The sequence below is a fragment of the Mycobacterium sp. NPDC003449 genome (assembly GCF_053588415.1).
The window spans coordinates 16,335-39,506 of sequence record NZ_JBSFPX010000047.1 but is presented as its reverse complement, the minus strand read 5'-3'; the positions used below and the strand labels follow the sequence as shown (position 1 = coordinate 39,506).

Here is a 23,172-nt window from a genome sequence, read left to right as displayed (position 1 = left end):
TGCCGCCCGGCGCACCGCGGCGTAGAGCACCGCGACCGCGGCCACCCCCGCCAGGGCCTGCGGCACCAGGACACTCCACGAGTTGAGCCCGAACAGCCGGACCGACAGGTCGATGAGCCACAGCGCGGCCGGGGTCTTGTCGACGGTGATGGCGTTCGCGGCGTCGCTGGATCCGAACAGCATCGCCGTCCAGTCCGCGGCCCCGGCCTGCGCGGCCGCCGAGTAGAAGGCATTCGCGCACCCGCTGATCGACAGGTTCCACAGATACAACGCCGCCGTGCCGATCAGCAGCACACCGAACCCGGCCCGGTGCCAGCGTTCGGAGAATCGCGTCGCCGGTGCGGATGTTGTCCGGGATCGGGTCGTTTCGGCACGGAGAACCAGCGTCACCCGTTCATCGTCGCGGCGGCGACTAGGTGCCCGATGGGGCCGAACTGTGTGTCGGCTGTGAGGTCTCCCCCGGCAGCACGACCACGAACTCGGTGGCGCCCGGCCTGCTGTGCACGGCGATGGTGCCGTCGTGCGCCTTCAGCACGGCCTCGACGATCGCCAGCCCCAACCCGGTGCTGCCCTCGCGCCGCGAACGCGACGAATCGCCACGGGCGAACCGCTCGAACACCTCGGGTTGCAGCGACGCCGGAATACCGGGTCCGTCGTCGGCGACGGTGAGCCGCACCGCACCACGGTCACCCGTGCTCAGCGATACGGTCACCGATGTGCCCGGCGGGGTGTGGGTGCGGGCGTTGGCCAGCAGGTTGGCCAGCACCTGGTGCAGCCTGGCCTCGTCGCCCTCGACCAGCACCGGATCGTCGGGCAGGTCAAGGGCCCAGCGGTGCTCCCGGCCGGCGATGTGGGCATCGCTGACGGCGTCCACCACCAGCCTGGACAGGTCGACCGGTCCCCGTTCCAGCGGCCGCCCCGCATCCAGCCGGGCCAGCAGCAGCATGTCCTCGACCAGCTGGGTCATCCGCGCCGTTTCGGATTCCACCCGGTTCATCGCATGCGCGACATCGCCGGGCAGGTCCGCCCGTTTGCGTTGCGCGAGTTCGGTGTAGCCGCGGATCGCGGCCAGCGGCGTCCGCAGCTCATGGCTGGCGTCGGCGACGAACTGGCGCACCCGGGTCTCGCTGGCGTGCCGCACCGACAGCGCATTGGCGATCCGGTCCAGCATCCGGTTCAGCGACGTACCCAACTGCCCCACCTCGGTGTGGGCGCCTGCCGGGTCGACCCGCACGATCGGGGTGGGCAGCCGCACCTCGCCACGGTCCAGTTCGAGGTTGGCCACCTCACGTGCGGCCGCGGAAACCCTTGACAGCGGGGCGAGTTGACGCCGGATGATCAGGATTCCACCGGTGGTGGCGGCGATCAGCGCGATCGCCGAGAGCACACCGAACATGCCGAGCACCCACAGCAGGGTGTCGTCGACGACCGCGGTCGGCAACCCCGTCACGATGGTCTGTGTCCCGCCGTGACGCGGGTGCAAACCGATCACCCGGTAACGGCCCAGCCCGTCCAGGTCGACCGTCCGGGGGGTGCGGTCGGCCGGGATCGCCACGAGCTGGCCGGCAGCGGTTGCGGTGACCTCGGCGCGGTCGCCTTCGGCGGTGATCACGCCGGCATCGATGCGGTCACCCGGCCCGATGACCGCGCCCACGGTGCGGGCGGCCTGGCCCGGCGCATTGAGGAATCCGGGGCCAGGACCCTGTTCGGGGTCGAACAGCACACGCAGGTGAGACCCGGGCCGCGGCGCACCCGGCGGCGTCATCTCGGGCCCGATGATCACCGGCGCCCGGAACCGCCCGCCCGGCGGGGGCGGCATCATCGGCGGGGGCGGCAGCTCGAAGATCGCCGCCGACCGCCGGCCGGCCTCGCCCAACTGCTCGTCGAGTTGGTGCATGAGGAACCGTTGCAGCGCGAACTCGGTCGCCACCCCGATGGTCGCGCACACCACCGCCAGGAGTGCGACCTGGGTGACCACCAGCCGCGCGCGCAGCGACCAGGTCCGGGGCGCCGACCATCGGGTCGCGGCCGGCGCCTCAGCGCGCGGGTCGAAGGACATACCCCGCACCGCGCAGCGTGTGGATCATCGGTTCCCGGCCGCTGTCGATCTTCTTGCGCAGATAGGACACATAGAGTTCGACGATGTTGGACCGGCCGCCGAAGTCGTAACTCCACACCCGGTCCAGGATCTGGGCCTTGCTCAGCACCCGTTTGGCGTTGCGCATCATGAACCGCAGCAGCTCGAATTCGGTCGCGGTCAGGGTGATGGGGTCCCCGCCGCGGGTCACCTCATGGCTGTCCTCGTCGAGCACCAGGTCGCCGACGACGATCTTGGCTCCACCGTCCTCGCTGGTCACGCCGGTGCGGCGGAGCAGGGCCCGCAGCCGCAACACCACCTCTTCGAGGCTGAACGGTTTGGTGACGTAGTCGTCACCGCCCGCGGTCAGGCCCGCGATGCGGTCCTCCACCGAGTCCTTGGCGGTCAGCAGCAGCAGCGGGAGCCCGGGGATCTGCTGGCGCAGTTTGTGCAGCACGTCCAGGCCGCTCATATCGGGCAGCATGACGTCGAGGACCACCACATCCGGCGGATTCTGCCTGGCCGAGGCGATCGCGCTCGCGCCGTCGCCGGCCGTCGCGATGTTCCAGCCCTCGTATCGCAGCGCCATCGACACCAACTCGGCCAGGACCGGCTCGTCGTCGACCACCAGTACCTGGATGGGGTTGCCGTCCGCACGCCGCATCACCGCGCGGCCGGAATCGATATCGCTGCCATTCACGGCTTCATTATTCGCCGGACCGATAGGCCCGGCCTGTGCCCTTTCTATGCGCCGGCTGTGAAACCTCGCCCGATCGGGTGTGACTAATCGGGCGCTGACGGCCCGCACAGCCGGCGCACAGCGGGCGCCTGCACGGTGATCACATGAGCATGCGACAGACCCTTGCCGCGGTGGGCGTCGCCGCGGCGATCGCCGGCCTGGGCGGCGCGACGGTGTACGCCGCCACCGACGGCGGGGACATGCCCCACCGCATGGGCGGCCCGCCGCGCGGCGGCATGGGTTCGGTCGATCCGGCAACGGTGCACGCCGAGGCCGTCGTCGCCGACGGTCACGGCGGCTACACCACGACGATCACCCAGACCGGCACCATCACCGACCTGTCGGCCACGTCGATCACCGTCCGCAGCGACGACGGCTACCGCCAGACCTATGTGCTGCCGTCCGGGATCCGGCCACCGGCCGATGTCAACGACGCGGTGTCGGTCCGGGCGACGCGCACCGGCCCGACGGCGACGGTCACGACGTTCGACGAGCCTGGTCAGCTGCCGTAGCCGTCCGGCACCTCGGCGGTCACCTCAGGCTTCGCCACCGAGGTCTCCAGCTCGGTGGGAGCCGTTGAATCCGTGACGGTTTCGCCTACTGACCCGCCCGGCTCGGCCTCGCTGGACGGCGCCTGACTCAGCAGCGCGCCGAACACGCCCATCGACACCACGGCCGCCGATCCGGCACCGGCCAAGACCAGCTTGTAATTGTGGTTGCGCTTCTTGCGTTGTTCATCAGTCACTCTGACCACCTCATGCATCTCCGGTCAGGCCCCCCGTTCAGCGGGAGGCCCGTCGAACAGTTTCACGATGAGCAGTCATACCGAAACGGCATCCCCCCGGCGAGCGCTCGGCGGCCACCATAAGCAGCCCACCCGAGCGCTGTCTACCGCTGGCCGGGCCCACGACGACCGGATCAGTGCGGTGTAGCAAACCCGGACGGCGTGGTCACGCTGACCGATGGGGTCGCCACCGAGGTCTCCGGCGAGGTCGGCGGTGTGGTCTCGGTAACCGTCTCACCTGTCGTGACGGGGGCCGGTTCGGTCGGGTCCTCGGCCGAGGCCATACCTCCGCCCCCGGCCAGCCCCACGCCCAGCATGGCTAACCCGGCCGCGGCCCCGATACCGGCCGCCGCCAGTTTCCATTCGTGTCGATTCTTTGTCGGGTACACGGAAGTCTCACCTCCGGCACATTCCGTTGCGGCTTTCGCCGTTGTCCCTGGACACGGGATAGCCGCAGCGGCCGGTGTGGAAACGTCTACTCGGCGTTCTTCTCCTCGGACGGCAGCGGTGCCGGACCCTTGATCGTCGGCACCGCCATCGAGATGATCGGCGCCTTGGGCGGGGTCGTCTCGGTGCTGGTCTGACCGACATTCATATGCGAACCAGCCGCCTTGGTCTGCACCGACTGCCCGTCGGCCGCGCCGTACACCCCGAGCGCGACCACCGCGGCACCGCCGGCCACCGCCGCGAGCGCCCGCACCCGACCCGACCTGGCCCTGTTCTCGCTGGTGTTCACCACACTGCACCTCCCTGGTCCGAATGCCATAACTGCAGCTGAGAACCAGTGAACGCGCGGTTTCTCCGGCCCGGCTGGGGGCCGGCTGACAATTGCCCAACCGGGCCCGGACACGCCACGATGCCCGCGCGAGCGTCGTGACCGCCGTCCCGTTCGGCCTGATCTACCCTGTCTCCCATGCATCACCCGGCGGGATCGACCGCATGACGCGGTTCCTGGCGCGCCGGTTGCTCAACTACCTCGTACTGCTGGCGCTGGCGTCCTTCCTGACGTTCACGCTGACCTCCTACACCTTCGAACCGCTCGACAGCCTGCTGCAGCGCAGTCCGCGGCCGCCGCAGGCCACCATCGACGCCAAGGCCGCCGAACTCGGCCTCGACAAGCCCATCCCGCTGCGGTACGCCGACTGGGCCGCGAGCGCCGTCCGCGGGGATTTCGGTACCACCGTGACCGGACAACCGGTGTCCGACGAGTTGTGGCGCCGGATCGGGGTCAGCCTGCGGTTGCTGGTCCTCGGTTCGATCGCCGGCACCGTGATCGGCGTGGTCGTCGGCGCGTGGGGGGCGATCCGCCAGTACCGGCTCTCGGACCGGGTGATCACCCTGCTGTCGCTGCTGGTGATAAGTACGCCGACGTTCGTCATCGCGAACCTGTTGATCCTGGCCGCGCTGAACGTGAACTCGGTGCTGGGCGTGCAGCTTTTCGAGTACACCGGCGAAACCTCGCTGGACGCGGTGGGCGGCTGGTGGCCCCAGTTCGTCGACCGGTTGCAGCACCTGGTGTTGCCGACGTTCACGCTGGCGTTGTCGGCGATCGCCGGCTACAGCCGCTATCAGCGCAACGCCATGCTCGACGTGCTCGGACAGGACTTCATCCGGACCGCACGGGCCAAGGGCCTGACCCGGCGCCAGGCCCTGTTCAAGCACGGTCTGCGCACCGCGCTGATCCCGATGGCGACCCTGTTCGCCTATGGGGTCGCCGGCCTGGTCACCGGTGCGGTGTTCGTCGAGAAGATCTTCGGCTGGCACGGGATGGGCGAATGGGTGGTGCAGGGCATCGCCACCCAGGACACCAACATCATCGCGGCCATCACGGTGTTCACCGGCACCGTGGTACTGCTGGCCGGGTTGCTGTCCGACGTCATCTACGCGGCGCTGGATCCCAGGGTGCGGGTGACATGAGCGAAGCATCGGCCACGTCGGCCCGTTCGGGCCTGCACACCGAGGAGTTCGCCACCAGGCGCACCCTGGTGTTGCGCCGTTTCCTGCGCAACCGGCCCGCGGTGGTGTCGCTGGTGGTGCTGGCCGTGATGTTCGTCGGCTGCTACGCGCTGCCACCGCTGCTCCCCTACAGCTACACCGACCTCGACTACTACGCGCTGCAGCAGCCCCCGTCGCCCCAGCACTGGTTCGGCACCACCGCGCTCGGCCAGGACATCCTGGCCCAGGTCCTGCGCGGCATGCAGAAATCCATGCTGATCGGCGTGTGCGTGGCGTTCATCTCGACCGTCATCGCCGCCACGGTCGGCTCGATCGCCGGATACTTCGGCGGCTGGCGGGACCGGACCCTGATGTGGATCGTCGACGTGCTGTTGGTGGTGCCCAGCTTCATCCTGATCGCGATCGTCACACCACGGCTGAACAATTCCAGCCGGGTGTTCTGGCTGATCATCCTGTTGTCGGCGTTCAGCTGGATGATCAGCTCACGCATCGTGCGTGGCATGACCATGAGCCTGCGGGAACGCGAATTCGTCGTCGCCGCACGGTATATGGGAGTGAGCAACTGGCGGATCATCGTGCGCCACATCGTGCCGAACGTGGCTTCCCTGCTCATCATCGACACCGCGCTCAACGTCGGACTGGCGATCCTGGCCGAAACGGGGTTGAGCTTCCTCGGTTTCGGTATCCAGCCACCCGATGTGTCGCTGGGCACGCTCATCGCCGACGGCACCAAGTCGGCGACAACCTTCCCGTGGGTGTTCCTGTTCCCGGCCGGGGTGCTGATCCTGATCATCCTGTGCGCCAACCTGGTCGGCGACGGCCTGCGCGATGCGCTCGACCCGAGCAGCGGCCGGCTGCGACGACGCCGGAGGTCACGCCGATGAGCCGCCTGCTCGAAGTGACCGGCCTGACGGTGGACTTCCCGACCGACACCGATCAGGTGCATGCCGTGCGGGGCCTGGACTTTCACGTCGACGAAGGTGAGGTCGTCGCACTGGTCGGTGAATCCGGCGCCGGAAAGTCGGCCAGTGCCATGGCCGTCGTCGGACTGCTACCCGAATTCGCCGAGGTATCGGGGTCGGTGCTGCTGCGCGGTGAGCAACTCATCGGGCACTCCGACGCGCAACTGTCACGCATTCGGGGCAACACCGTCGGGACGGTGTTCCAGGACCCGATGTCGGCGCTGACGCCGGTGTACTCGGTCGGCGACCAGATCGCCGAGGCGCTCGAAGTCCACGACCGCACCCTCGGCCGGGGCGCCGCGCGAGCCCGCGCGGTCGAGCTGCTCGATCTGGTCGGCATCGCGCAGCCGGACCGCCGGGCCCGCGCGTTCCCGCACGAGCTGTCAGGTGGCGAGCGCCAGCGGGTGGTGATCGCCATCGCCATCGCCAACGATCCCGACCTGCTGATCTGCGATGAGCCCACCACCGCGCTGGATGTCACGGTGCAGGCGCAGATTCTCGACGTCCTGCGCACCGCCCGCGATGTCACCGGTGCGGGCGTGCTGATCATCACCCACGACCTTGGCGTGGTCGCCGAATTCGCCGACCGGGCCGTCGTGATGTACGCGGGCCGGGCCGTCGAGACCGCGCCGGTCACCGAGCTGTACCGCGGGGCGCGGATGCCCTACACGGTCGGCCTGCTCGGCTCGGTGCCCCGGCTGGATGCCCCGCAGGGCACCCGGCTGGTGCCCATTCCCGGGGCGCCGCCGTCACTGACCGCGACCCCGCAGGCCTGCCCGTTCGCCCCGCGCTGCCCGCTGGCGGTCGACGACTGCGAGGCCGCCGAACCCGAACTCACCGCGCTGGCCCCCGATCACCACGCCGCCTGCATCCGTACCGATGAGGTGGGCGGCCGCAGCGCCGCCGAGATCTACCGGGTCGCCGCCGAGCCCGCCACGACCGCGCCGGACGGCGACCCGCCGGTGGTGCTGCGGGTGCGTGACCTGGTCAAGACCTACCAGCTGACCAAGGGGGTGGTGTTCCGCCGTCAGATGGGTGAGGTCAAAGCCGTCGACCGGGTCAGCTTCGACCTGCGGCAGGGCCGCACGCTCGGCATCGTCGGCGAATCCGGTTCGGGCAAGTCCACCACCCTGCACCAGATCCTGGACCTGACCGCACCGCAGGCCGGCTCGATCGAAGTGCTCGGCGCCGACGTCGCCCAGCTGGACCGAAAGACCCGAAGGGCCCTGCGCACCGATCTGCAGGTGGTGTTCCAGGACCCGGTCGCCTCATTGGACCCGAGGCTGCCGGTCTTCGACGTTCTCGCGGAACCTTTGGCGGCCAACGGTTTCGGAAAATCCCGGATCGACGAGCGGGTCGCCGAGCTGCTCGAGGTGGTCGGGCTGCGGCGGGCCGACGCCGCCCGCTACCCCGCCGAGTTCTCCGGCGGGCAGAAACAGCGCATCGGGATCGCCCGCGCGCTGGCCCTGCAACCCAAGATCATCGCCCTCGACGAACCGGTGTCGGCACTCGACGTGTCGATCCAGGCCGGCATCATCAACCTGCTGCTCGATCTGCAGGACCGGTTCGGGCTGTCGTACCTGTTCGTCTCCCACGATCTTTCGGTGGTCAAACATCTCGCCCACGATGTGGCGGTCATGTACAAGGGGGAGATCGTCGAACAGGGCTCCGGGGACAGCGTGTTCGTCAACCCGCAACACGACTACACCCGGCGGTTGCTGGCCGCGGTGCCACAACCCGAACCGAACGGCCGCTAGCATCGGCGGGATGAACGGGATGAACCTGCGCCGCCTCGCTGTGGCCGCCGTCGTCACCGCCCTGACCCTCGCCGGCTGCTCGAGCGGCAACCAGGAGGTCCCGTCCGCGGGCGGTGACGCCGAGGTCGGCGCGACCAACGACATCAACCCACAGGACCCGGCGAACCTCAAACAGGGGGGCAACCTGCGGTTGGCCCTGACCGAGTTCCCGCCGAACTTCAACGCCATGCATATCGACGGCAACACGGTCGACGTGAACGCGCTGGCCAAGCTGAGCATGCCAAGGGCCTTCCGGGTCGCGCCGGACGGGTCGACGACGGTCAACACCGACTTCTTCACCAGCATCGAATTGACCAGCACCGACCCTCAGGTGGTCACCTACACCATCAACCCCAAGGCGGTGTGGTCCGACGGAACCCCGATCACCTGGGAGGACATCGCCTCCCAGATTCATGCCACCAGCGGCAAGGACAAAGCCTTCCTGATCGCCGCGACCAACGGCGCGGACCGGATCGGATCGGTCACCCGGGGCGTCGACGACCGGCAGGCGGTGGTGACCTACGCCGAACACTTCTCCGAATGGCAAACCCTGTTCGCCGGTAACCAGACGCTGCAGCCCAAGAGCATGACCGCCGACCCCGAGGTGTTCAACAAGGGTCAGCTCAACGGGCCCGGCCCGGCGGCGGGCCCGTTCATGGTGACGAACCTGGACCGGGGTGCACAACGAATCACCTTGACCCGCAACCCGAAGTGGTGGGGCGCCCCGCCGCTGCTGGACAGCATCACCTATACGGTGCTCGACGATGCGGCCAGGATTCCCGCCCTGCAGAACAACGCCCTGGACGCCACCGGGGTGGCCTCACTGGACGAACTGACCATCGCGCGCAGCACCCCGGGGGTCAGCATCCGCCGGGCGCCCAGCCCGCAGTGGTACCACTTCACCTTCAACGGGGCACCCGGGTCCATCCTCGCCGACAAGGACCTGCGACTGGCGATCGCCAAGGGGATCGACCGCCAGGCCATCGCCAATATCAGCCAGCGCGGGCTGGCCGACAATCCGGTACCGCTGAACAACCACATCTTCGTGGCCGGCCAGGAGGGCTATCAGGACAACAGCGGGATCGTCGCGTTCGACCCGGAGAAGGCCAAGGCCGAACTCGATGCGCTGGGCTGGAAACTGCCGGAAGGCGGTCAGTTTCGGGAGAAGGACGGCAAGCGCCTGGTCATCCGCGACGTGCTCTACGACGCGCAGAGCACCAAGCAGATCGCCCAGATCGCCCAGAACGGGTTGGCGCAGATCGGCGTCGAGCTCAAGATCGAGGCCAAACCCGGCAACGGCTTCTTCACCGACTGGATCATTCCGGGCAATTTCGACCTCGCCCAATTCGCCTGGGGCGGTGACGCCTTCTCGCTGTGCTGTATGAATCAGATCTACACCACCAACGCCGAAAGCAACTTCGGCAAGATCAGCAGCCCCGAGATCGACGCCAAGGTCGAACAGACCTTCAACGAACTCGACGCCGCGAAGGCCCGGACCCTGGCCAATGAACTCGACAAGCTGATCTGGGCCGAGGGATTCAGCCTGCCGCTGCTGCAGACCCCGGGCAACGTCGCCGTGCGCAGCAACCTGGCCAACTACGGACCGGCAGGCATCGGCGACCTCGACTACACCAAGATCGGTTTCATGAAGTAGCGGCGCCCCGGCGCCGATCTTTGGTTCCGGCTGATCGAAAGCGGTGTGCCAGGATCCGGCGGCCCGGTACAACGTTGGCCATGACAATCGCCGAGAACCCGACACGCATCCGGCCCGGCACCCCGCAGTGGGCGGATCTGCTGGCCCGGATCGCCGCGGACGCCAAGGACCGAGATCTCAACGACGAGAATCCCTTCGACCAGGTCAGCGCCCTCAAACGGGCCGGATTCGGCGCGCTTCGGCTGCCCGAATCATCCGGCGGGGCCGGTTTTACCGTGCCGCAACTGTTCTCGGCGGTGATCGACGTGGCCCACGCCGATCCGATCGTGGCCCACATCTTCCGGACCCATTTCTGGTTCACCGAGGAACGGCTGCGCACGGCCGACGAACCGGTCTCGGGGCGCTGGCTCGGTGAGATCGCCGCGGGCCGGATCTTCGGCAACGCGTTCAGCGAGAAGGGTGCGTTGGCGGTCGGGAGCCTGGTATTCAACACCAGGCTGACCGCCGACGGCGACGGTTTCCGGCTCACCGGTGAGAAGTTCTACAGCACCGGGACACTGTTCTCCGATCATCTGACGGTGACCGCCACCACCGACCACGACTCGGTGGCCACGGTCGTGGTGCCCGCCGACCGCGACGGGGTGCGCCTGGTCGACGATTGGGACGGGTTCGGCCAACGCCGCACCGGCACGGGTACCACGGTGTTCACCGATGTGGCGGTCGCGGCCGACGAGGTGCTGTCGGATACCCCTTATCACGCCGCGCCGGTGCCGACCGTGCAGTACGCCTCGCTGCAGCTGTACATCCACGCCGTGGTCGCAGGCATCCTGGCCAATGTGGTGGACGACGGGGTCGCGCTGCTGCGATCCAGGGAGCGCAGCTTCAGCCACGCCCTGGCCGAGCGGCCGACCGACGATCCGCTGCTGCAGCGCCAGCTCGGCGTGCTGGCCAGCACCGCCTCGGTGGCGCGGGCGGCCGTGCTCGACGCGGCCGAGGCGATCGGCGCCGCAACCGATTCCGCGGCCGCTTCCGGGGTGCCGGATGCGCGGCTCGCCGAGGAGGCTCAACTGCGGGTGGCCAAGGTCAAGATTCATCTCGACGATGTCGCGCCGGAGGCCGCCACCCGGCTGCTCGAACTCGGCGGGGCCAGCGCGGCGAGCCGGCGGCGCAACCTGGACCGGCACTGGCGCAATATCCGCACCATCACCCTGCACAATCCGGTCGCGTACAAGGCCCGGGTGATCGGGCAGAACCTGTTGCACGGCACGCCGTTACCGGCTAACGCCTATTTCTGAGCGAAGTGTGCACCCGCCGCGACGGTGGGCGTTGCGGCAGGGGCGGGAATCGCCGCACCGGTGTCGGCGTCGAAGAAGTAGGTCCGGTCCGGCGGCATGACGAGCCCGATCCGCGCACCGGAGTCCAACTCGGTGTCGGCGGGCGCCTGCACGATCACCCGGGTCGGCTCGGCCTCGGTGTCGGCGTCGGCGTCGACCAGCGCGGTCACCAGCACGTGGCTGCCCAGAGGTTCGACGAAGTCGACGCGGGCGGGCACCATATCGGGCCCGCACCGGTCGTGCAGCCGAAGATGTTCCGGGCGCGCGCCGACGGTGACCGCACCGTCCTCGGCGTCCGCCTGGCCCACCTCGGCACCGCCGATGTGCAGGCTCCCCGACCGGACGACGGCGGGTATCAGGTTCATCGGCGGGCTGCCCATGAAGGCCGCGACGAACGTGTTCGCCGGGCGGTTGTAGATGTCGTCGGTGGTCCCGATCTGCTGCACCTCGCCCTCGGACATCACGCACAGCCGGTCCCCGAGCGTCATCGCCTCCACCTGATCGTGGGTCACGTAGATCGACGTGACCGGGACTTCGCGGTGCAGGCGCTTGAGGTCGCCGCGAACCTGGTTGCGCAGCTTGGCATCCAGATTCGACAACGGTTCGTCGAGCAGGAACGCCTGCGGTTCGCGGACCAGCGCACGCCCCATCGCGACCCGCTGCCGCTGTCCGCCGGACAGCTGGCCGGGTTTGCGGTCCAGCAGTTCGGTGATCTGCAGCAGTTCGGCGGTTTCGCGGACCCGCCGTTCGATCTCGGACCGCGGGGTCCGCCGCTGCCGCAGGCCGTAGGCCAGGTTGCGGTACACCGACATATGCGGATACAGCGCGTAGTTCTGGAACACCATCGCGATATCGCGCTGACCAGGGGCCAGGTCGTTGACCACGGTGCCGCCGATCCGGATCTCCCCCGACGTGGGCTTGTCGAGGCCGGCCAGCATGCGCAGGGCCGTGCTCTTTCCACAGCCCGACGGCCCGACCAGGATCAGGAACTCCCCGTCGGACACCGTGAGGTTGAGGCCTTTGAGTGCCAGCACTCCTCCGGGGTACCGACGCGTGACGTCACGGAACTCTACTTCTGCCAACGTTCAGCCCTTCAGTCCGGTACTTGCCACCGATTGCACGAAATACCGCTGCGCCCCGACGAACACCAACAGCATCGGCAACAGGCTCATCACATTCGCCGCCATCAACAGCGGCCACTTCACCCGGTGCGCGCCCTGGAAGTAGCTGAGCCCCAACGGAATCGTCATCTGGTCCTCCGAGGTGATCACGATCAGCGGCCACAGGAAGTCGTTCCACGAGGTGAGCACCGTCAACGCCGCGAGCGTCGACAACGCCGGCAGCGACAGCGGCAGCACGATCTTGAACAGCACGCCGAGCCGCGACGTGCCGTCCACCCGGGCCGCCTCCTCGAGCTCCACCGGGACGGTCTGAAAGAACTGGCGCAGGAAGAAGATTCCGAACGCGGTGGCCAGGTTGGGCAGCATCAGGGCCCCGATGTGGTCGATCCCCAGACCGGCCCACACATTGTCGCCGAACCATTTGACGATCAGGAACACCGGGATCATCGTCACCTGGAACGGCACCATCAGGGTGGCCATCAACGTCACGAACAGGGCCCCGCGACCCAGAAACCGGATCCGGGCGAACGCATAGCCGGCGAGGCTGCAGACGATGAGGTTGCTGATCAGCACCACCGTGGTCACCAGGACGCTGTTGAGGAAGAAGTGCCCGAACGGTGCCGCGGCCCATGCCTCGCTGTAGTTCTCGAACCGCGGACGTTCGGGCAGCAGCACCGGCGGGAACCGGTTGGCCTCACCTTCGGTCTCCAGCGAGGTGATCAGCATCCACAGCAGCGGGACGGTCAGCAGGAAGGTCAGCGGGATGAGCACCAGATGCCATGGGGAGAACGGAAGCCTGAACGTCTTCCGCCTCGGTGGGTCCGATGGCGCCGCTGTCGCGGGCGCTTGGGAGTTGCGGACTTCGGTGGTGGTCATGAGGTGTGCACATGCTTACGGGCGATGCGGAACTGGACCGCGGTGATGATCAGGATGACGACGAACAGCGCGTAGGCCATCGCCGCGGCGTATCCGGCGTCGAACTGTACGAACGCCCGGTCCCACAGGTAGTACACGATGACGGTGGTGGACCGCAGCGGCCCACCCCGGGTGGTGGCGTACACCTCGTCGAACAGTTGCAGGGCGTTGATCGTCAGCCAGACGATGAGGAACAGATTCGCCGGGCCGAGCAGCGGCACCGTGATGGTGCGGAACCGGGTGAACGCGCTCGCCCCGTCGATCGCCGCGGCCTCGTGCAGCTCGGCCGGAACACCTTGCAGGGCGGCGAGATACACGATGACCGAGAACCCGGTCCAGCCCCAGATCGTCATCGCGACGATCACGTAGAGGGCCTGTGACGGCGAGGCCAGGAACGGTTGCGACGGTGCGCCGACGGCCCCGAGCGCCGCGTTGACCAGGCCGTAGTCCCGGTCGGTCAGCCACAGGAAGATGATGCCCTGGGAGATGGTCGAGACCGCCATGGTGATGTAGGCCGCGGTGCGGTACACCGAGATGAACCGCACCGACCGGTGCAGCGCCGCGGCCACGAACAGGCCCACCAGCATCGTGCCTGGCACGAACAGCGCGGTGTAGATGATGGTGTGCTTGATCGCGTCGACGAAGACCGGGTCCTGCGCCAGCTTGCGGTAATTGTCCAGACCGACCCACGGAGTCTCCGGCGTGAGCAGATCCGAATGCTGGAACGAGAGCATCAGCGACATCAGCACCGGCAGCAGGCCGAACACACCGATCAGCACGGCGGCCGGACTGACCAGCGCCCAGCCCGCCACGCTCTCCGAGCGACCGGACCGCAGCGTAACCACCGGACTATTTCCCGGCCAGGGCCGCGTCGGTGGCCTGCGCCGCGGAATCCAGTGCGGCGGCGGGCTGTTCCTTACCGAGCATGACCGATACGATCGACTGCCCCAGGGCTTCCGAGATCGCCGGATACTGCTCGACCGCGGGCCGCACCTTCTTCACGTTGGCCAGATTCTCCACGAATACCGCACTTCCGGGCAGCTTTTCGTCGAGCTGGTCACGGAACGCCTGGTCCTGGCCGACCGAGAGCCGGGTGGGAAGATCGCCGGTCGCCAACGAGAACGTCCTGACCTGCTCGGGCGCGGTCAGCCATTTGACGAAGTCGGTCGCGGCCTGTTTGCGCTGGTCGCCGTTGTTGAACACGACCCAGTTGTCCGGGCCCGAAATCGTCTGGTGGGCGCCGGCCGAGCCGGCGAAGCTGGGCATCACCTGCACTCCGTAGTCGATATCGGACACCTGGCTCAGATCCCACGGGCCGGTGACCAACATGGCCACCTTGCCGCTGTTCATCAGCTTGGGGCCGTTCTCGTTGGTCGTGTCGAGATAGAGCGATTTGTCGTCGACCGCCATCTTTTGCAGCACGGTCAGGGCTTTGACCCCGGCGTCGGAGTTGAACGCGGCGTGTTCGTTGTCGGCGGACAGGATGTCACCGCCGGCCTCCCACAGCATCGGGACGTAGTGCCACACCGTGTCCTCGCTGCCGTCGGCCGGGATGAGCCAGCCGTACTGCCCCTTCGACGGATCGGTCAGTTTGGCGGCGGCCGAGCGGAAATCGTCCCAGGTCCAGCTCGCCGTCGGAGGTGCGACGCCGGCGTCGGCGAACAGCTTCTTGTTGTAGACGATGGCGAGGTTGTCCACCAGCGCGGGCACACCCACGACCTTGTCCCCGACCGTCGCGGCCTCGCGTTCGGCCGGATAGAAATCGTCCCAGTTCCAGTCGGGTTCGGAGACCACCTCCGACATGTCGACGACCTGCGGGATCTTGGCGATATTGGGCGACCACGACCCGAACATGTAGGCGACGTCGGGGGCGCTGCCGCCGCGCACCGCGGTCAGCACCTTCTGCAACACCAGGTCGTTGCTGGAGTACAGCTCGTTGACCTTGACGTCGGGATGTTCCTTGTTGTACTGGGCGATCAGGCTTTTGAAGGCCTCCCCCTCGGTGTCCTGATAGCCGTGCCAGACCGCGATCTCGACCGGGCCCGATGACGACGAGCCGCCGCCACCGCACGCGGTGAGCACCCCGAGCAGGGCGGCGATCATGGCGATGCACAGCCGGCGTCGAATCATCGTGAACACTCCTTTGTCGGTTCTCACAGCGTCGGCTTCTGGCGCAGCGGTTCGGGCAGCAGGTCGCCGTGCGCGGTCGTCAACTCGTCGCACAGTTCCCAGATCTGGTCCACGGTCAGGGTGGCCGCGGTGTTGGGATCGACCATGGCCGCCGCCCGGACCAGTCGCGGGTCCCCGTCGACGGCGGCCCGCACCGCCACGTCGACGGGCCCGAGGAAGTTCCGGTTCAGCGCGGCGCACTGCGGGGGCAGATCCCCCACCCGCATCGGGTGTGCCCCCAGCGCGTCGAGCGTGGTGGGGACCTCGACCGCCACACCGTCCGGAAGGTTGGTGATCAACCCCTGGTTGGCGACGTTGGCGGAGATCACCCGCGTCGTCCCGGTCTCCAGCGAGTGGATCACCTGCGGTGCGTATTCGGTGGACCCGGTGTCGATCGGCAGCGTCTTGTCCGATGTCGCGGCGTCGGCCAATTCGTTTCGCACCCGGTCGTATTCGGCCAGGTTGGCCGCGCTGATCGAGACGTACTCGCCGATGTTGACCCGCAGCCGGCCGACCTCGTCGGGATGGCGCAGATACCAGGGAACGTACTCGCTGGAGTGCTCGCTGGTCTCGGTCGGGTAGTACCCGAGACGCCGGTACATGTCGACCCGCACCCGGCGCCGCAGTTCCGGGTCGGCGGCGATGACCTCATCCAGCCGCGGGTACAGGTCCTGGCCGTCGCGCTCCCAGCGCAGCACCCAGGCCTGGTGGTTGACACCCGCCGACCAGTAGGACACCTCGTCGTAGGGCACGTCGATGAGTTCACACAGCCCCACCATGGTCCAGTACACCGAATGGCACAGCCCGAGCACCTTCAGCCGCGGGGCGACCCGGTGCAGGAAGGTGACGTTCATCGCCATCGGGTTGGTGTAGTTGAGCAGCCAGGCGTCCGGGCACACCTGTTCCATATCGCGGGCGATGCCGGCCAGGACGGGAAAAGTCCTCAGCCCGCGGAAGATTCCGCCGATACCGATGGTGTCGCCGATGGTCTGGTTCAGCCCGTAGCGCGCCGGGATCTCGAAGTCGCGCACCGTGGCCTCGTGCATGCCGACCTGGATGACGTTGATGACGTAGTCGGCGCCGTCGAGCGCACGACGCCGGTCGGTGGTGGCGACCACATCCGGCGCTGCCCCGGCCGCCCGCGCGGTAGCACGGGCGATGGCCTCGGCGGTCTCCAGACGTTGGACGTCGATGTCGTGCAGCACAATCCGGATCGACCCCAGCTCGGCGAACGAGAGGATGTCGCCGAGCAGTTCGCGGGTGAACTCGACGCTGCCCGCTCCGATGATGACGACTGTTGGTTTCACGTCCGGCTCCTCGGTTGTGCGGTCACGGGTGCGGATGCGGCCGCCGTCGGTGCCTCACCGCGTTTCTCGTCGCTGTAGACCATCAGGGTGGAGCCCACCAGGGCCAGCACGATGCCGACGGCCCCGTACGGGGTGGGCAGGGTTTGATACGCGACGAGCGAGACGACGATGGTGAGCGCCGGCGCCAGCGCATTGGTGGTGGGCGCGACGATGGTGGCCTTGCCCCGGCTCAGCGCCATCACCAGGAACAGCGCGCCGACCGCGTTGAGCAGCTGGGTCCCCGCGGTCAGGACCGGTGCCTGCCAGGGGAATCCGGTGGGTATGCCGCCCATCGAGATCACCGCGACCGGGATCAGGATGATCGCGCTGATCGCCATCCAGCCGAAGGTGGTGGCCTCGTTGACACCGATCGTCGCGGTCTTGCGCATGAAGTAAGCCTGCACGCCCCAGGCCACGCAGATCAGGATCGCCAGCGGCAGCCAGGGACCCGACGAGCCGTCGGATTCACCGCCGGTGATGCTGAACAGCACGATGGCGGCCAGTGCCGCGACAAGGCCGACCGCGGCCAGTGCGCCGACCCGCTCGCGCAGCAGGATCATCGCCATCACGACGGTGATGGCCGGCGAGATGGACACGATCGGGAAGATGAGATAGGCGGGCCCCATGGTGAGCGCCTGGAACAGCAGCAGCTGTCCGCCCGCCCCGGTCAGACCGATCAGCAGGCCGTAGACCGCGGCCCGCGGCCGACGGTCGAAACGTTGGCCCCGCAGGGCGAACGCCGCGGGAATGATCATGGTCAGCGCCCAGATGCTGTAGATCATCTCGTCGGGGTAGCCGTACCAGTTGGCGGGCAGTGCGGAGAACGCCCCCCACACCCCCCAGAACAGGATCAGCAGGGTGGCGTAGAAGATCCAGCTGCGCGGATGGGCCTTCGGGGCGGTCGGTGCGGAGGCGGTTGCGTCGGTCATGGTGTGCTCAGTTCGTTCGGATCAGCGTGGGGTGGTGGTGAGTTGGTGCAACGAGCCCGGGCTCAGCGGATGGCCGCTGTGTTTGGCGGCGTAGAGGGCCGCGCCCAGCGCCGGGTCGAGCAGCGGAGGTTGCAGGTCGTACTTGGCCGCCTGCTGCTGCAGCGCTTCGGTGAACATCCGCAGAAAGCCCTCGTCGGAGAACATTCCGCCGGAATATGACACCGGCACCGTTTCGTGTTCGGTGAATCCGATCAGCGTCCGAGTGGTTTCGATCAGCCCGACGAGTTCGGCCACCGCGGTCGACAGGATCCGCATCGCCGCGTCGTCACCGGCGCGCGCCGCCTCGCAGACCGTGGTCGACAGTGCGGCGATGGAACTGCGGTTGCCCGACCAGCGGTCGATCACCAGGCTGACGACGTCGAGGTCGGCACCGAGGCCCAGGCGCTGCCTGAGCAGCGGGTGCAGCGGACCGCGGGCGAGCCTGCCGTCGCTCATCCGGCTGAACGCGTTGAGTCCCTGCGCGGCAACCCAGTACGCCGAGCCCTCGTCGCCGAACAGTTCACCCCAGCCGCCGACCCGGTGCCCGACGCCGCGGCGCTCGCCGTAGGTCATCGAACCGGTGCCGCTGATGACGTTGATGCCGTCCTCACCGGCCAGCGACCCGGCCCAGCCGCACACCATATCGTTGCCGCAGCGGTAACGGCCGTGGCCGAGTACCCGCGCGGGCACGGCGTCGAGGCGTTCGATGTCGGCGCTGGCCTCGCCGTAGCCGGGGATGCCGAAGAAGGCCGCCTCGATACCGGACGTTTCGATGCCTGCCTGCCGACAGATATCGGTAACACCCTGGGCCAGAACGCGTTCCACGATGTCGAAGCCGTCGCGGTCGGGCAAATCCGGTTGCGCGGAACTGTTGAAGTAGTACGAGGTGGGTGCCGTCGCGCGGGCCAGGATGTGGCCCCCGTCGTCGATGAGGGCGAACGCGGTCTTCGAACCGCCGCCGTCGACACCCAGATAACAGGCCATGCCGGTCACCGCGCCATCGACGGGTCGGTGGCGCTCATCGGGTAGATGGTGACACCCTTGACGATGCGGCTGACCTCACCGGACGGGAACGGATTATCCGGTGTCTTGGCGTATTCCAGCGAGGTGAACAATGCCAGGTACTGCGCGAACACCAGGTAGGGCAGGGCGGTCGCGGCGTCGTCGAGACCGTCGAGACCGGGCAGCACCACCGCCGCCCCCAACGCGGCCGGGATCGGCTCGGGGCTGATCACCGTCACGGCGTCCGGACCGAGCTGGGCGCGCAGCTCGGCGATGATGTCGAAGTCGTAGCGGCGGGTGTAGGGATCGGTCGAGACGTACACCACGACCAGGGTGTCACCGTCGAGCACCGACTTGGGCCCGTGCCGAAACCCCAGCGGGGAGTCGAAATAGGTCGTGACCTCACCGGCGGTGAGCTCGAGCAGTTTGAGCGCCGATTCCCGCGCCAGCCCGGCCAGCGGCCCACTGCCGAGGTAGACGAATCGTTGTCGCTTGGCCCGGGCCAGGGTCCGGACGTCGGGCTGCAGGCCCACGACGTACTCGGCGGCACGCGCCAGCTCCGCCACGTCCGCAGACCGCAGCGGGCCCAGCATCAGCAGGCACGACAGCAGCATCGAGGTGAGGCTGGACGTCATCGCGAATCCGGTGTCGTTGGTGCGCTCCGGCATGTAGACGACCCGCGAGTTCGGCCTGCCGTCGTGGGCACGGCCCAGCCGGCCGTCGCGGTCGCAGGTGTAGATCAGATGCCAGACGTCGGTGACGAGCTCATCGGCCAGTGCCGTGGTTGCCAGGCTCTCCGGGCTGTTGCCCGACCGGCCGAAGGACACCATCAGCGTCGGGGTGTCCGGCTCAAGGTGGTCCAGCGGGCCGGCGACGATATCGGTCGTCGCTATCGCGTCGACCCGGCGGTTCAGGTGGCGTCGCAGTGCCGGCGCCGCGATTTCGCCGGCGAACGCCGAGCTGCCCGCGCCGGTGAGGATGACCCGCAGGTCCGGACGTTCGGTGAGGGCACGCAGGAATTCGGCGATGCCGTCATCGGGGCGGCCGGCGACCTCACGCCAGGCGTCCGGCTGCTGGCCGATCTCGAGAATCGTCGCGCCGCCGTCCTTTTGAGCGGGTATGCGGGAACTGGTCAATTGGCACCTCCAGTGGTCTGTGCGGCACGGCAGGCGCCGGCGTATGGCCGTAGGGCGTCGCGTATTCGGTCGATCACCAGCGAATACGCGTCGGGTTTCACGTCACCGGCCCGGACCCGCTCGTACTGCGCGGGTAGGAACTGGCTGATCAGCGGCATCGGGATGCCGGTGCGGTCGAGGTTGGCCAACAGGGTGCGCCGGGCGGCCTCGACCTCGTCGTCGGCCCAGTAGTAGCGCAGCCGGTCGCTGTAGCTGTAGCGGCGGGCCGTGCGCTGGGTGGCCGGGTCACCCTCGTAGTAGCTCTGCCAGTATCCGGGCTCAGCCAGCATCCTGCGCTCGACGACGTCGGGGAGCCCGGATCGGGCCTGCGGCGCGACCAGCTCGGCCTCCACGAGGCTCAGCGCGAAGAGCGCCTCGCGCATGGCGAAGGTGAGTCCGGGCCCGACTTTGAGGATGGCCCAATGGTCCTCCACCAGCTCGCGCAGCTGGGCCGGTCGCTGATAGTCGGTGGAATGGGCCTCGAAGACCAGGTTGTCCTCGGTGTCGAGGACTTGACGCAATTCGACGGTCGCCTCACGCCGATAGTCGATGACGTTGAGATGGTCGAACTCGACGCCGGGCTGGACCACCAGGGCGATGACCCGCGGCCACACGTGCGCCAGATCGGCCGCGGCGAGCGCGGCCCGGTGCGCCTCGATGGTCCGGCGGGCCCGCGCGGCCGGGGTCGGGGTGAGCTGACTCAGCGTTTCGTGGGCTCCCCCGGGCACCGGCACCTCGGTGCCGATCACGTACACCGGGCCGTCGAGACCCGTTCGGCGCGTGGTGTCTTCGGCGACCCGCAGCAGCCGCGCGGTGCGGCTCGCGACCACCTCGTCGGAGAGCACCGCCGGGTCGTCGGCGCAGGACATGCTGCAGTCGAGGTGGATCTTGCGGTACCCGGCCTCGACGTAGGCGGCGATCAGCACCTCGGCTTCGGCCATCGCGGACTCCGCGGGTTGGCCCTGCCAGCGGTTGGGCCCCAGGTGATCGCCACCCAGCACGACCCGGTCGCGGGCCAGGCCGTTCTCGTCGGCGATGCCCAGCACCAGGTCGCGGAACCCGGCGGGCCGCAGGCCGGTGTAGCCGCCGTACTGGTCGACCTGGTTGGAGGTGGCCTCGATGAGCACGAAGCCGTCATCGGCCGCGGCCTGCACCATGGCCGCGGCCAGCACCATCGGATGCGCCGAGCACACCGAGTAGACCCCCACCGGCACGCCAGCCTTGTGCAGCCGGATGGTCTCGGAGATCGGGCCGACCGAGCGCGAGACACAGGGGGAGGTCGTATCGGACATGCGTAGATCATGAGAAGCTCGCTCAAAGCGCGCAATCCCCTTCCGCGAAACGATCAGTAAAACTGATCGTCGCTACCAACGAACCAGGAGCAGCCGGCAATGTCGCTCAAGCGCACTGATCGCATGCGCGAGGTGCTCTCGCTACTGCGTGACCGCGGTGAAGTCGCCTCCCAGGTGCTCTGCGCCGAGTTGCGGGTGTCGGCCGCGACGCTGCGCCGCGATCTCAGCGACCTTGAGGACCAGGGCCTGCTGGTGCGCACCCACGGAGGCGCCAGGGCGCTCGACCCGAGCAGCAGCGAGATCCCGGTGCGGCTTCGCGATCACCGGATGGTGGCCATCAAACGACGGATCGCTCAGCACGCCGCCGCGTTGGTGCCCGCCGGGCAACAGGCGGTGGCGCTCACCGGCGGTATCACCACCGGCGAGGTCGCCAGGGCGTTGAAGGGGCGGCCGCAGATGACGATCGTCACCAACTCGCTGACCATCGCCGTCGACTGCGCCGTCGACGCGCACATGAAGGTGATCATGACCGGCGGCCTGGTGCGGGCCAATTCCCTTGAGGCCGTTGGACCGATGTCCGAGCACGCGTTCCAGGTCATCACCGTCGGCACCGCGGTCCTCGGGGCCGACGGGATGTCGGCCGAGGTCGGCGCGACCACATTCGACGAGGCCGAGGCGCGCACCGCGATCGCCATGGCCGCCAACGCGCAACGCGTCGTCGTCGCCGTCGACGGATCGAAGATCGGCAAGGTGACATTGGCGAAGATGGTGCCGCTCAACCAGATCGACCATCTGGTGACCGACTCGACCGCCGACCCGCAACAGCTGAGTTCGATCATGGCCGCCGGGGTGCAGGTGCATATCGTCGACGGGGGCGACGGCTGAGCCGGGTTCCTCAGGGGCCGCTCAGCAGGGTGGATTCACGAGCGACCAGTGTCGGGCTGAGTCTGATCGAACTCATCTGGCGGCCGTCGAGGCGCTCGAGCAGCATCTCGGTGCTCAATCTGCCCATGTCGTCGAGCGGCGACCGGATCGAGGACAACGGAACCGACAGCTGCGCCGACACCGGAACGTCGTTGTATCCGAGCACTGCGACGTCGCGGCCCAGTTCGAGGTCGAGTCCGCGCAGCGCTCCGATGGCCCCGATCGCGGTGAAATCGTTGACCGCGAACACGGCGGTCGGCCGGGGCGTGAGCGAGAGCAACGCCTCGGCGGCGGAGCGTCCGCTGTCGACGTCGAACGCGGAATCCACGACGTAGCGGGCCGGGATGTCGATCCCCGCCTGCGCGTACCGTCCGACAAATCCGCTGCGGCGTTCCCGGCCGGTGCTCGTGAGCGGGTCGCCGGCGATCACGCCGACGACCGAATGGCCCAGTTCGAGAAAGTGCTCGGCGGCCAGTCGCCCACCTTCGAGGTCGTCGGTCGTGACGGATGGATGGCGCCCGCCGCGGCGCATGACCAGAACGAACGGCACGCCCGAGACCACAAGGTGATCGGCGAGGGTGCCGCCATCGGTGAGATCGCCGACGATCAATCCATCCACCCGACGCGAGAGCAGACCGTCCAGCCGCATGCGTTGCACCGCCGGGTCATCGCGGGTATTCGCCACCACGGTGTTGTATCCGGCCGCACGTGCGGTGTCGTCGATCGACTCGTAGATCTGCGCGAGCACCACGTCGGTGAGCCGGGGAACCAGGACACCGATCATCCGGGTCCGTCCGGTTCGCAGCGAAGCACCGGTGATGTCCCGGAAATAGCCCAACTCGTCGGCGATTCCGCGAACCCGTGCGACGGTGCGCTTGCTGACCCCGACCGGGTCGTCGCTGAGTGCCCGCGAGACCGTGGACGGGTGGACCCCCGCGCGCGTCGCCACCGTCGACAA

Annotated in this window: 23 protein-coding genes; 7 read left to right on the top strand and 16 right to left on the bottom strand. The window is 68.2% G+C overall.

Annotation, left to right across the window (positions count from 1 at the left end; translation table 11 throughout):
- The 3 genes from ACWDTP_RS14790 to ACWDTP_RS14780 form a co-directional block, all read right to left on the bottom strand.
- On the bottom strand, positions 1-390 hold a 390-nt coding region (locus ACWDTP_RS14790), incomplete at its 3' end, for a glycosyltransferase family 39 protein (RefSeq protein ID WP_450020877.1).
- A gap of 22 nt (positions 391-412) precedes the next feature.
- Entirely contained in the window at positions 413-2,059 is a 1,647-nt protein-coding gene (locus tag ACWDTP_RS14785) for a sensor histidine kinase (protein ID WP_450020875.1), read from the bottom strand.
- Positions 2,037-2,741: a response regulator transcription factor gene (locus ACWDTP_RS14780; protein WP_450020883.1), complete on the bottom strand. Its 705-nt coding sequence runs from the start codon at positions 2,739-2,741 to the stop codon at positions 2,037-2,039. Before ACWDTP_RS14780 ends, ACWDTP_RS14785 begins: the two co-directional genes overlap by 23 nt.
- A gap of 179 nt (positions 2,742-2,920) precedes the next feature.
- On the opposite strand from ACWDTP_RS14780, the gene ACWDTP_RS14775 reads away from it, so the two are divergent.
- Positions 2,921-3,328, top strand: coding sequence for a hypothetical protein (locus ACWDTP_RS14775; RefSeq protein WP_450020873.1), 408 nt, complete (start codon positions 2,921-2,923; stop codon positions 3,326-3,328).
- On the opposite strand, the gene ACWDTP_RS14770 is transcribed toward ACWDTP_RS14775, so the two are convergent.
- The 3 genes from ACWDTP_RS14770 to ACWDTP_RS14760 all read right to left on the bottom strand — a co-directional run bounded on the left by ACWDTP_RS14770 (position 3,316) and on the right by ACWDTP_RS14760 (position 4,336).
- Entirely contained in the window at positions 3,316-3,561 is a 246-nt protein-coding gene (locus ACWDTP_RS14770) for a hypothetical protein (RefSeq protein WP_450020871.1), read from the bottom strand. The genes ACWDTP_RS14775 and ACWDTP_RS14770 overlap by 13 nt on opposite strands.
- A 173-nt stretch (positions 3,562-3,734) precedes the next feature.
- The gene (locus tag ACWDTP_RS14765) at positions 3,735-3,989 is read right to left on the bottom strand and encodes a hypothetical protein (RefSeq protein ID WP_450020869.1); all 255 of its coding nucleotides are present in this window, start codon (positions 3,987-3,989) and stop codon (positions 3,735-3,737) included.
- Positions 3,990-4,075: 86 nt separating this feature from the next.
- Positions 4,076-4,336, bottom strand: a complete 261-nt coding sequence (locus ACWDTP_RS14760; RefSeq protein WP_450020867.1) for a hypothetical protein — start codon at positions 4,334-4,336, stop codon at positions 4,076-4,078.
- A 203-nt stretch (positions 4,337-4,539) separates the two neighbouring features.
- On the opposite strand from ACWDTP_RS14760, the gene ACWDTP_RS14755 reads away from it, so the two are divergent.
- The 5 genes from ACWDTP_RS14755 to ACWDTP_RS14735 all read left to right on the top strand — a co-directional run bounded on the left by ACWDTP_RS14755 (position 4,540) and on the right by ACWDTP_RS14735 (position 11,263).
- Positions 4,540-5,517: an ABC transporter permease gene (locus ACWDTP_RS14755; RefSeq protein WP_450020865.1), complete on the top strand. Its 978-nt coding sequence runs from the start codon at positions 4,540-4,542 to the stop codon at positions 5,515-5,517.
- Entirely contained in the window at positions 5,514-6,440 is a 927-nt protein-coding gene (locus ACWDTP_RS14750; RefSeq protein ID WP_450020863.1) for an ABC transporter permease, read from the top strand. Before ACWDTP_RS14755 ends, ACWDTP_RS14750 begins: the two co-directional genes overlap by 4 nt.
- Positions 6,437-8,275, top strand: a complete 1,839-nt coding sequence (locus tag ACWDTP_RS14745; protein WP_450020861.1) for a dipeptide ABC transporter ATP-binding protein — start codon at positions 6,437-6,439, stop codon at positions 8,273-8,275. The genes ACWDTP_RS14750 and ACWDTP_RS14745 overlap by 4 nt, the downstream gene beginning before the upstream one ends.
- A 19-nt stretch (positions 8,276-8,294) precedes the next feature.
- Positions 8,295-9,968: an ABC transporter family substrate-binding protein gene (locus ACWDTP_RS14740; RefSeq protein WP_450020881.1), complete on the top strand. Its 1,674-nt coding sequence runs from the start codon at positions 8,295-8,297 to the stop codon at positions 9,966-9,968.
- Positions 9,969-10,048: 80 nt separating this feature from the next.
- Positions 10,049-11,263 (top strand): acyl-CoA dehydrogenase family protein, encoded by a 1,215-nt coding sequence (locus tag ACWDTP_RS14735; RefSeq protein ID WP_450020859.1) that lies wholly within the window; start codon positions 10,049-10,051, stop codon positions 11,261-11,263.
- Here the strand turns inward: ACWDTP_RS14735 and ACWDTP_RS14730 are convergent.
- From ACWDTP_RS14730 to ACWDTP_RS14690, 9 genes are read right to left on the bottom strand one after another with little or no spacing between them, the layout of a single operon-like run.
- Positions 11,254-12,384 (bottom strand): ABC transporter ATP-binding protein, encoded by a 1,131-nt coding sequence (locus ACWDTP_RS14730; RefSeq protein ID WP_450020858.1) that lies wholly within the window; start codon positions 12,382-12,384, stop codon positions 11,254-11,256. The genes ACWDTP_RS14735 and ACWDTP_RS14730 overlap by 10 nt on opposite strands.
- A gap of 3 nt (positions 12,385-12,387) precedes the next feature.
- On the bottom strand, positions 12,388-13,299 hold the full coding sequence (locus tag ACWDTP_RS14725) for a carbohydrate ABC transporter permease (RefSeq protein ID WP_450020856.1): 912 nt from the start codon (positions 13,297-13,299) through the stop codon (positions 12,388-12,390).
- Positions 13,296-14,183, bottom strand: a complete 888-nt coding sequence (locus ACWDTP_RS14720) for a carbohydrate ABC transporter permease (protein WP_450020854.1) — start codon at positions 14,181-14,183, stop codon at positions 13,296-13,298. Before ACWDTP_RS14720 ends, ACWDTP_RS14725 begins: the two co-directional genes overlap by 4 nt.
- 4 nt (positions 14,184-14,187) lie before the next feature.
- A complete protein-coding gene (locus ACWDTP_RS14715) occupies positions 14,188-15,468 on the bottom strand; it encodes an ABC transporter substrate-binding protein (RefSeq protein WP_450020852.1) in 1,281 nt (426 codons plus the stop codon).
- 23 nt (positions 15,469-15,491) lie between these two features.
- Positions 15,492-16,814, bottom strand: coding sequence for an alpha-galactosidase (gene melA, locus ACWDTP_RS14710; RefSeq protein WP_450020850.1), 1,323 nt, complete (start codon positions 16,812-16,814; stop codon positions 15,492-15,494).
- A complete protein-coding gene (locus ACWDTP_RS14705; RefSeq protein ID WP_450020848.1) occupies positions 16,811-17,782 on the bottom strand; it encodes a DMT family transporter in 972 nt (323 codons plus the stop codon). The genes melA and ACWDTP_RS14705 overlap by 4 nt, the downstream gene beginning before the upstream one ends.
- Positions 17,783-17,803: 21 nt before the next feature.
- Positions 17,804-18,805 (bottom strand): N-acetylglucosamine kinase, encoded by a 1,002-nt coding sequence (locus ACWDTP_RS14700; RefSeq protein ID WP_450020846.1) that lies wholly within the window; start codon positions 18,803-18,805, stop codon positions 17,804-17,806.
- Positions 18,806-18,810: 5 nt separating this feature from the next.
- Positions 18,811-19,959, bottom strand: a complete 1,149-nt coding sequence (locus ACWDTP_RS14695; protein ID WP_450020844.1) for an SIS domain-containing protein — start codon at positions 19,957-19,959, stop codon at positions 18,811-18,813.
- Positions 19,956-21,290, bottom strand: a complete 1,335-nt coding sequence (locus tag ACWDTP_RS14690; protein ID WP_450020842.1) for a D-tagatose-bisphosphate aldolase, class II, non-catalytic subunit — start codon at positions 21,288-21,290, stop codon at positions 19,956-19,958. The genes ACWDTP_RS14695 and ACWDTP_RS14690 overlap by 4 nt, the downstream gene beginning before the upstream one ends.
- A gap of 99 nt (positions 21,291-21,389) precedes the next feature.
- Between ACWDTP_RS14690 and ACWDTP_RS14685 the strand changes: the two genes are divergently transcribed.
- Complete coding sequence (locus tag ACWDTP_RS14685) at positions 21,390-22,175, top strand: DeoR/GlpR family DNA-binding transcription regulator (RefSeq protein WP_450020840.1); 786 nt, start codon at positions 21,390-21,392, stop codon at positions 22,173-22,175.
- Positions 22,176-22,185: 10 nt separating this feature from the next.
- Here the strand turns inward: ACWDTP_RS14685 and ACWDTP_RS14680 are convergent, their stop codons facing one another.
- Positions 22,186-23,163 (bottom strand): LacI family DNA-binding transcriptional regulator, encoded by a 978-nt coding sequence (locus ACWDTP_RS14680; RefSeq protein WP_450020838.1) that lies wholly within the window; start codon positions 23,161-23,163, stop codon positions 22,186-22,188.
- Positions 23,164-23,172 lie beyond the last annotated feature (9 nt).

Excerpts from the sequence above, each read along its gene's own strand:
- ACWDTP_RS14785 (WP_450020875.1), bottom strand. The coding sequence starts at position 2,059 with ATGTCCTTCGACCCGCGCGCTGAGGCGCCGGCCGCGACCCGATGGTCG.
- ACWDTP_RS14780 (WP_450020883.1), bottom strand. The coding sequence starts at position 2,741 with ATGCGGCGTGCGGACGGCAACCCCATCCAGGTACTGGTGGTCGACGAC.
- ACWDTP_RS14775 (WP_450020873.1), top strand. The coding sequence starts at position 2,921 with ATGAGCATGCGACAGACCCTTGCCGCGGTGGGCGTCGCCGCGGCGATC.
- ACWDTP_RS14755 (WP_450020865.1), top strand. The coding sequence starts at position 4,540 with ATGACGCGGTTCCTGGCGCGCCGGTTGCTCAACTACCTCGTACTGCTG.
- ACWDTP_RS14750 (WP_450020863.1), top strand. The coding sequence starts at position 5,514 with ATGAGCGAAGCATCGGCCACGTCGGCCCGTTCGGGCCTGCACACCGAG.
- ACWDTP_RS14745 (WP_450020861.1), top strand. The coding sequence starts at position 6,437 with ATGAGCCGCCTGCTCGAAGTGACCGGCCTGACGGTGGACTTCCCGACC.
- ACWDTP_RS14740 (WP_450020881.1), top strand. The coding sequence starts at position 8,295 with ATGAACCTGCGCCGCCTCGCTGTGGCCGCCGTCGTCACCGCCCTGACC.
- ACWDTP_RS14735 (WP_450020859.1), top strand. The coding sequence starts at position 10,049 with ATGACAATCGCCGAGAACCCGACACGCATCCGGCCCGGCACCCCGCAG.
- ACWDTP_RS14725 (WP_450020856.1), bottom strand. The coding sequence starts at position 13,299 with ATGACCACCACCGAAGTCCGCAACTCCCAAGCGCCCGCGACAGCGGCG.
- ACWDTP_RS14715 (WP_450020852.1), bottom strand. The coding sequence starts at position 15,468 with ATGATTCGACGCCGGCTGTGCATCGCCATGATCGCCGCCCTGCTCGGG.
- ACWDTP_RS14705 (WP_450020848.1), bottom strand. The coding sequence starts at position 17,782 with ATGACCGACGCAACCGCCTCCGCACCGACCGCCCCGAAGGCCCATCCG.
- ACWDTP_RS14700 (WP_450020846.1), bottom strand. The coding sequence starts at position 18,805 with ATGGCCTGTTATCTGGGTGTCGACGGCGGCGGTTCGAAGACCGCGTTC.
- ACWDTP_RS14690 (WP_450020842.1), bottom strand. The coding sequence starts at position 21,290 with ATGTCCGATACGACCTCCCCCTGTGTCTCGCGCTCGGTCGGCCCGATC.
- ACWDTP_RS14685 (WP_450020840.1), top strand. The coding sequence starts at position 21,390 with ATGTCGCTCAAGCGCACTGATCGCATGCGCGAGGTGCTCTCGCTACTG.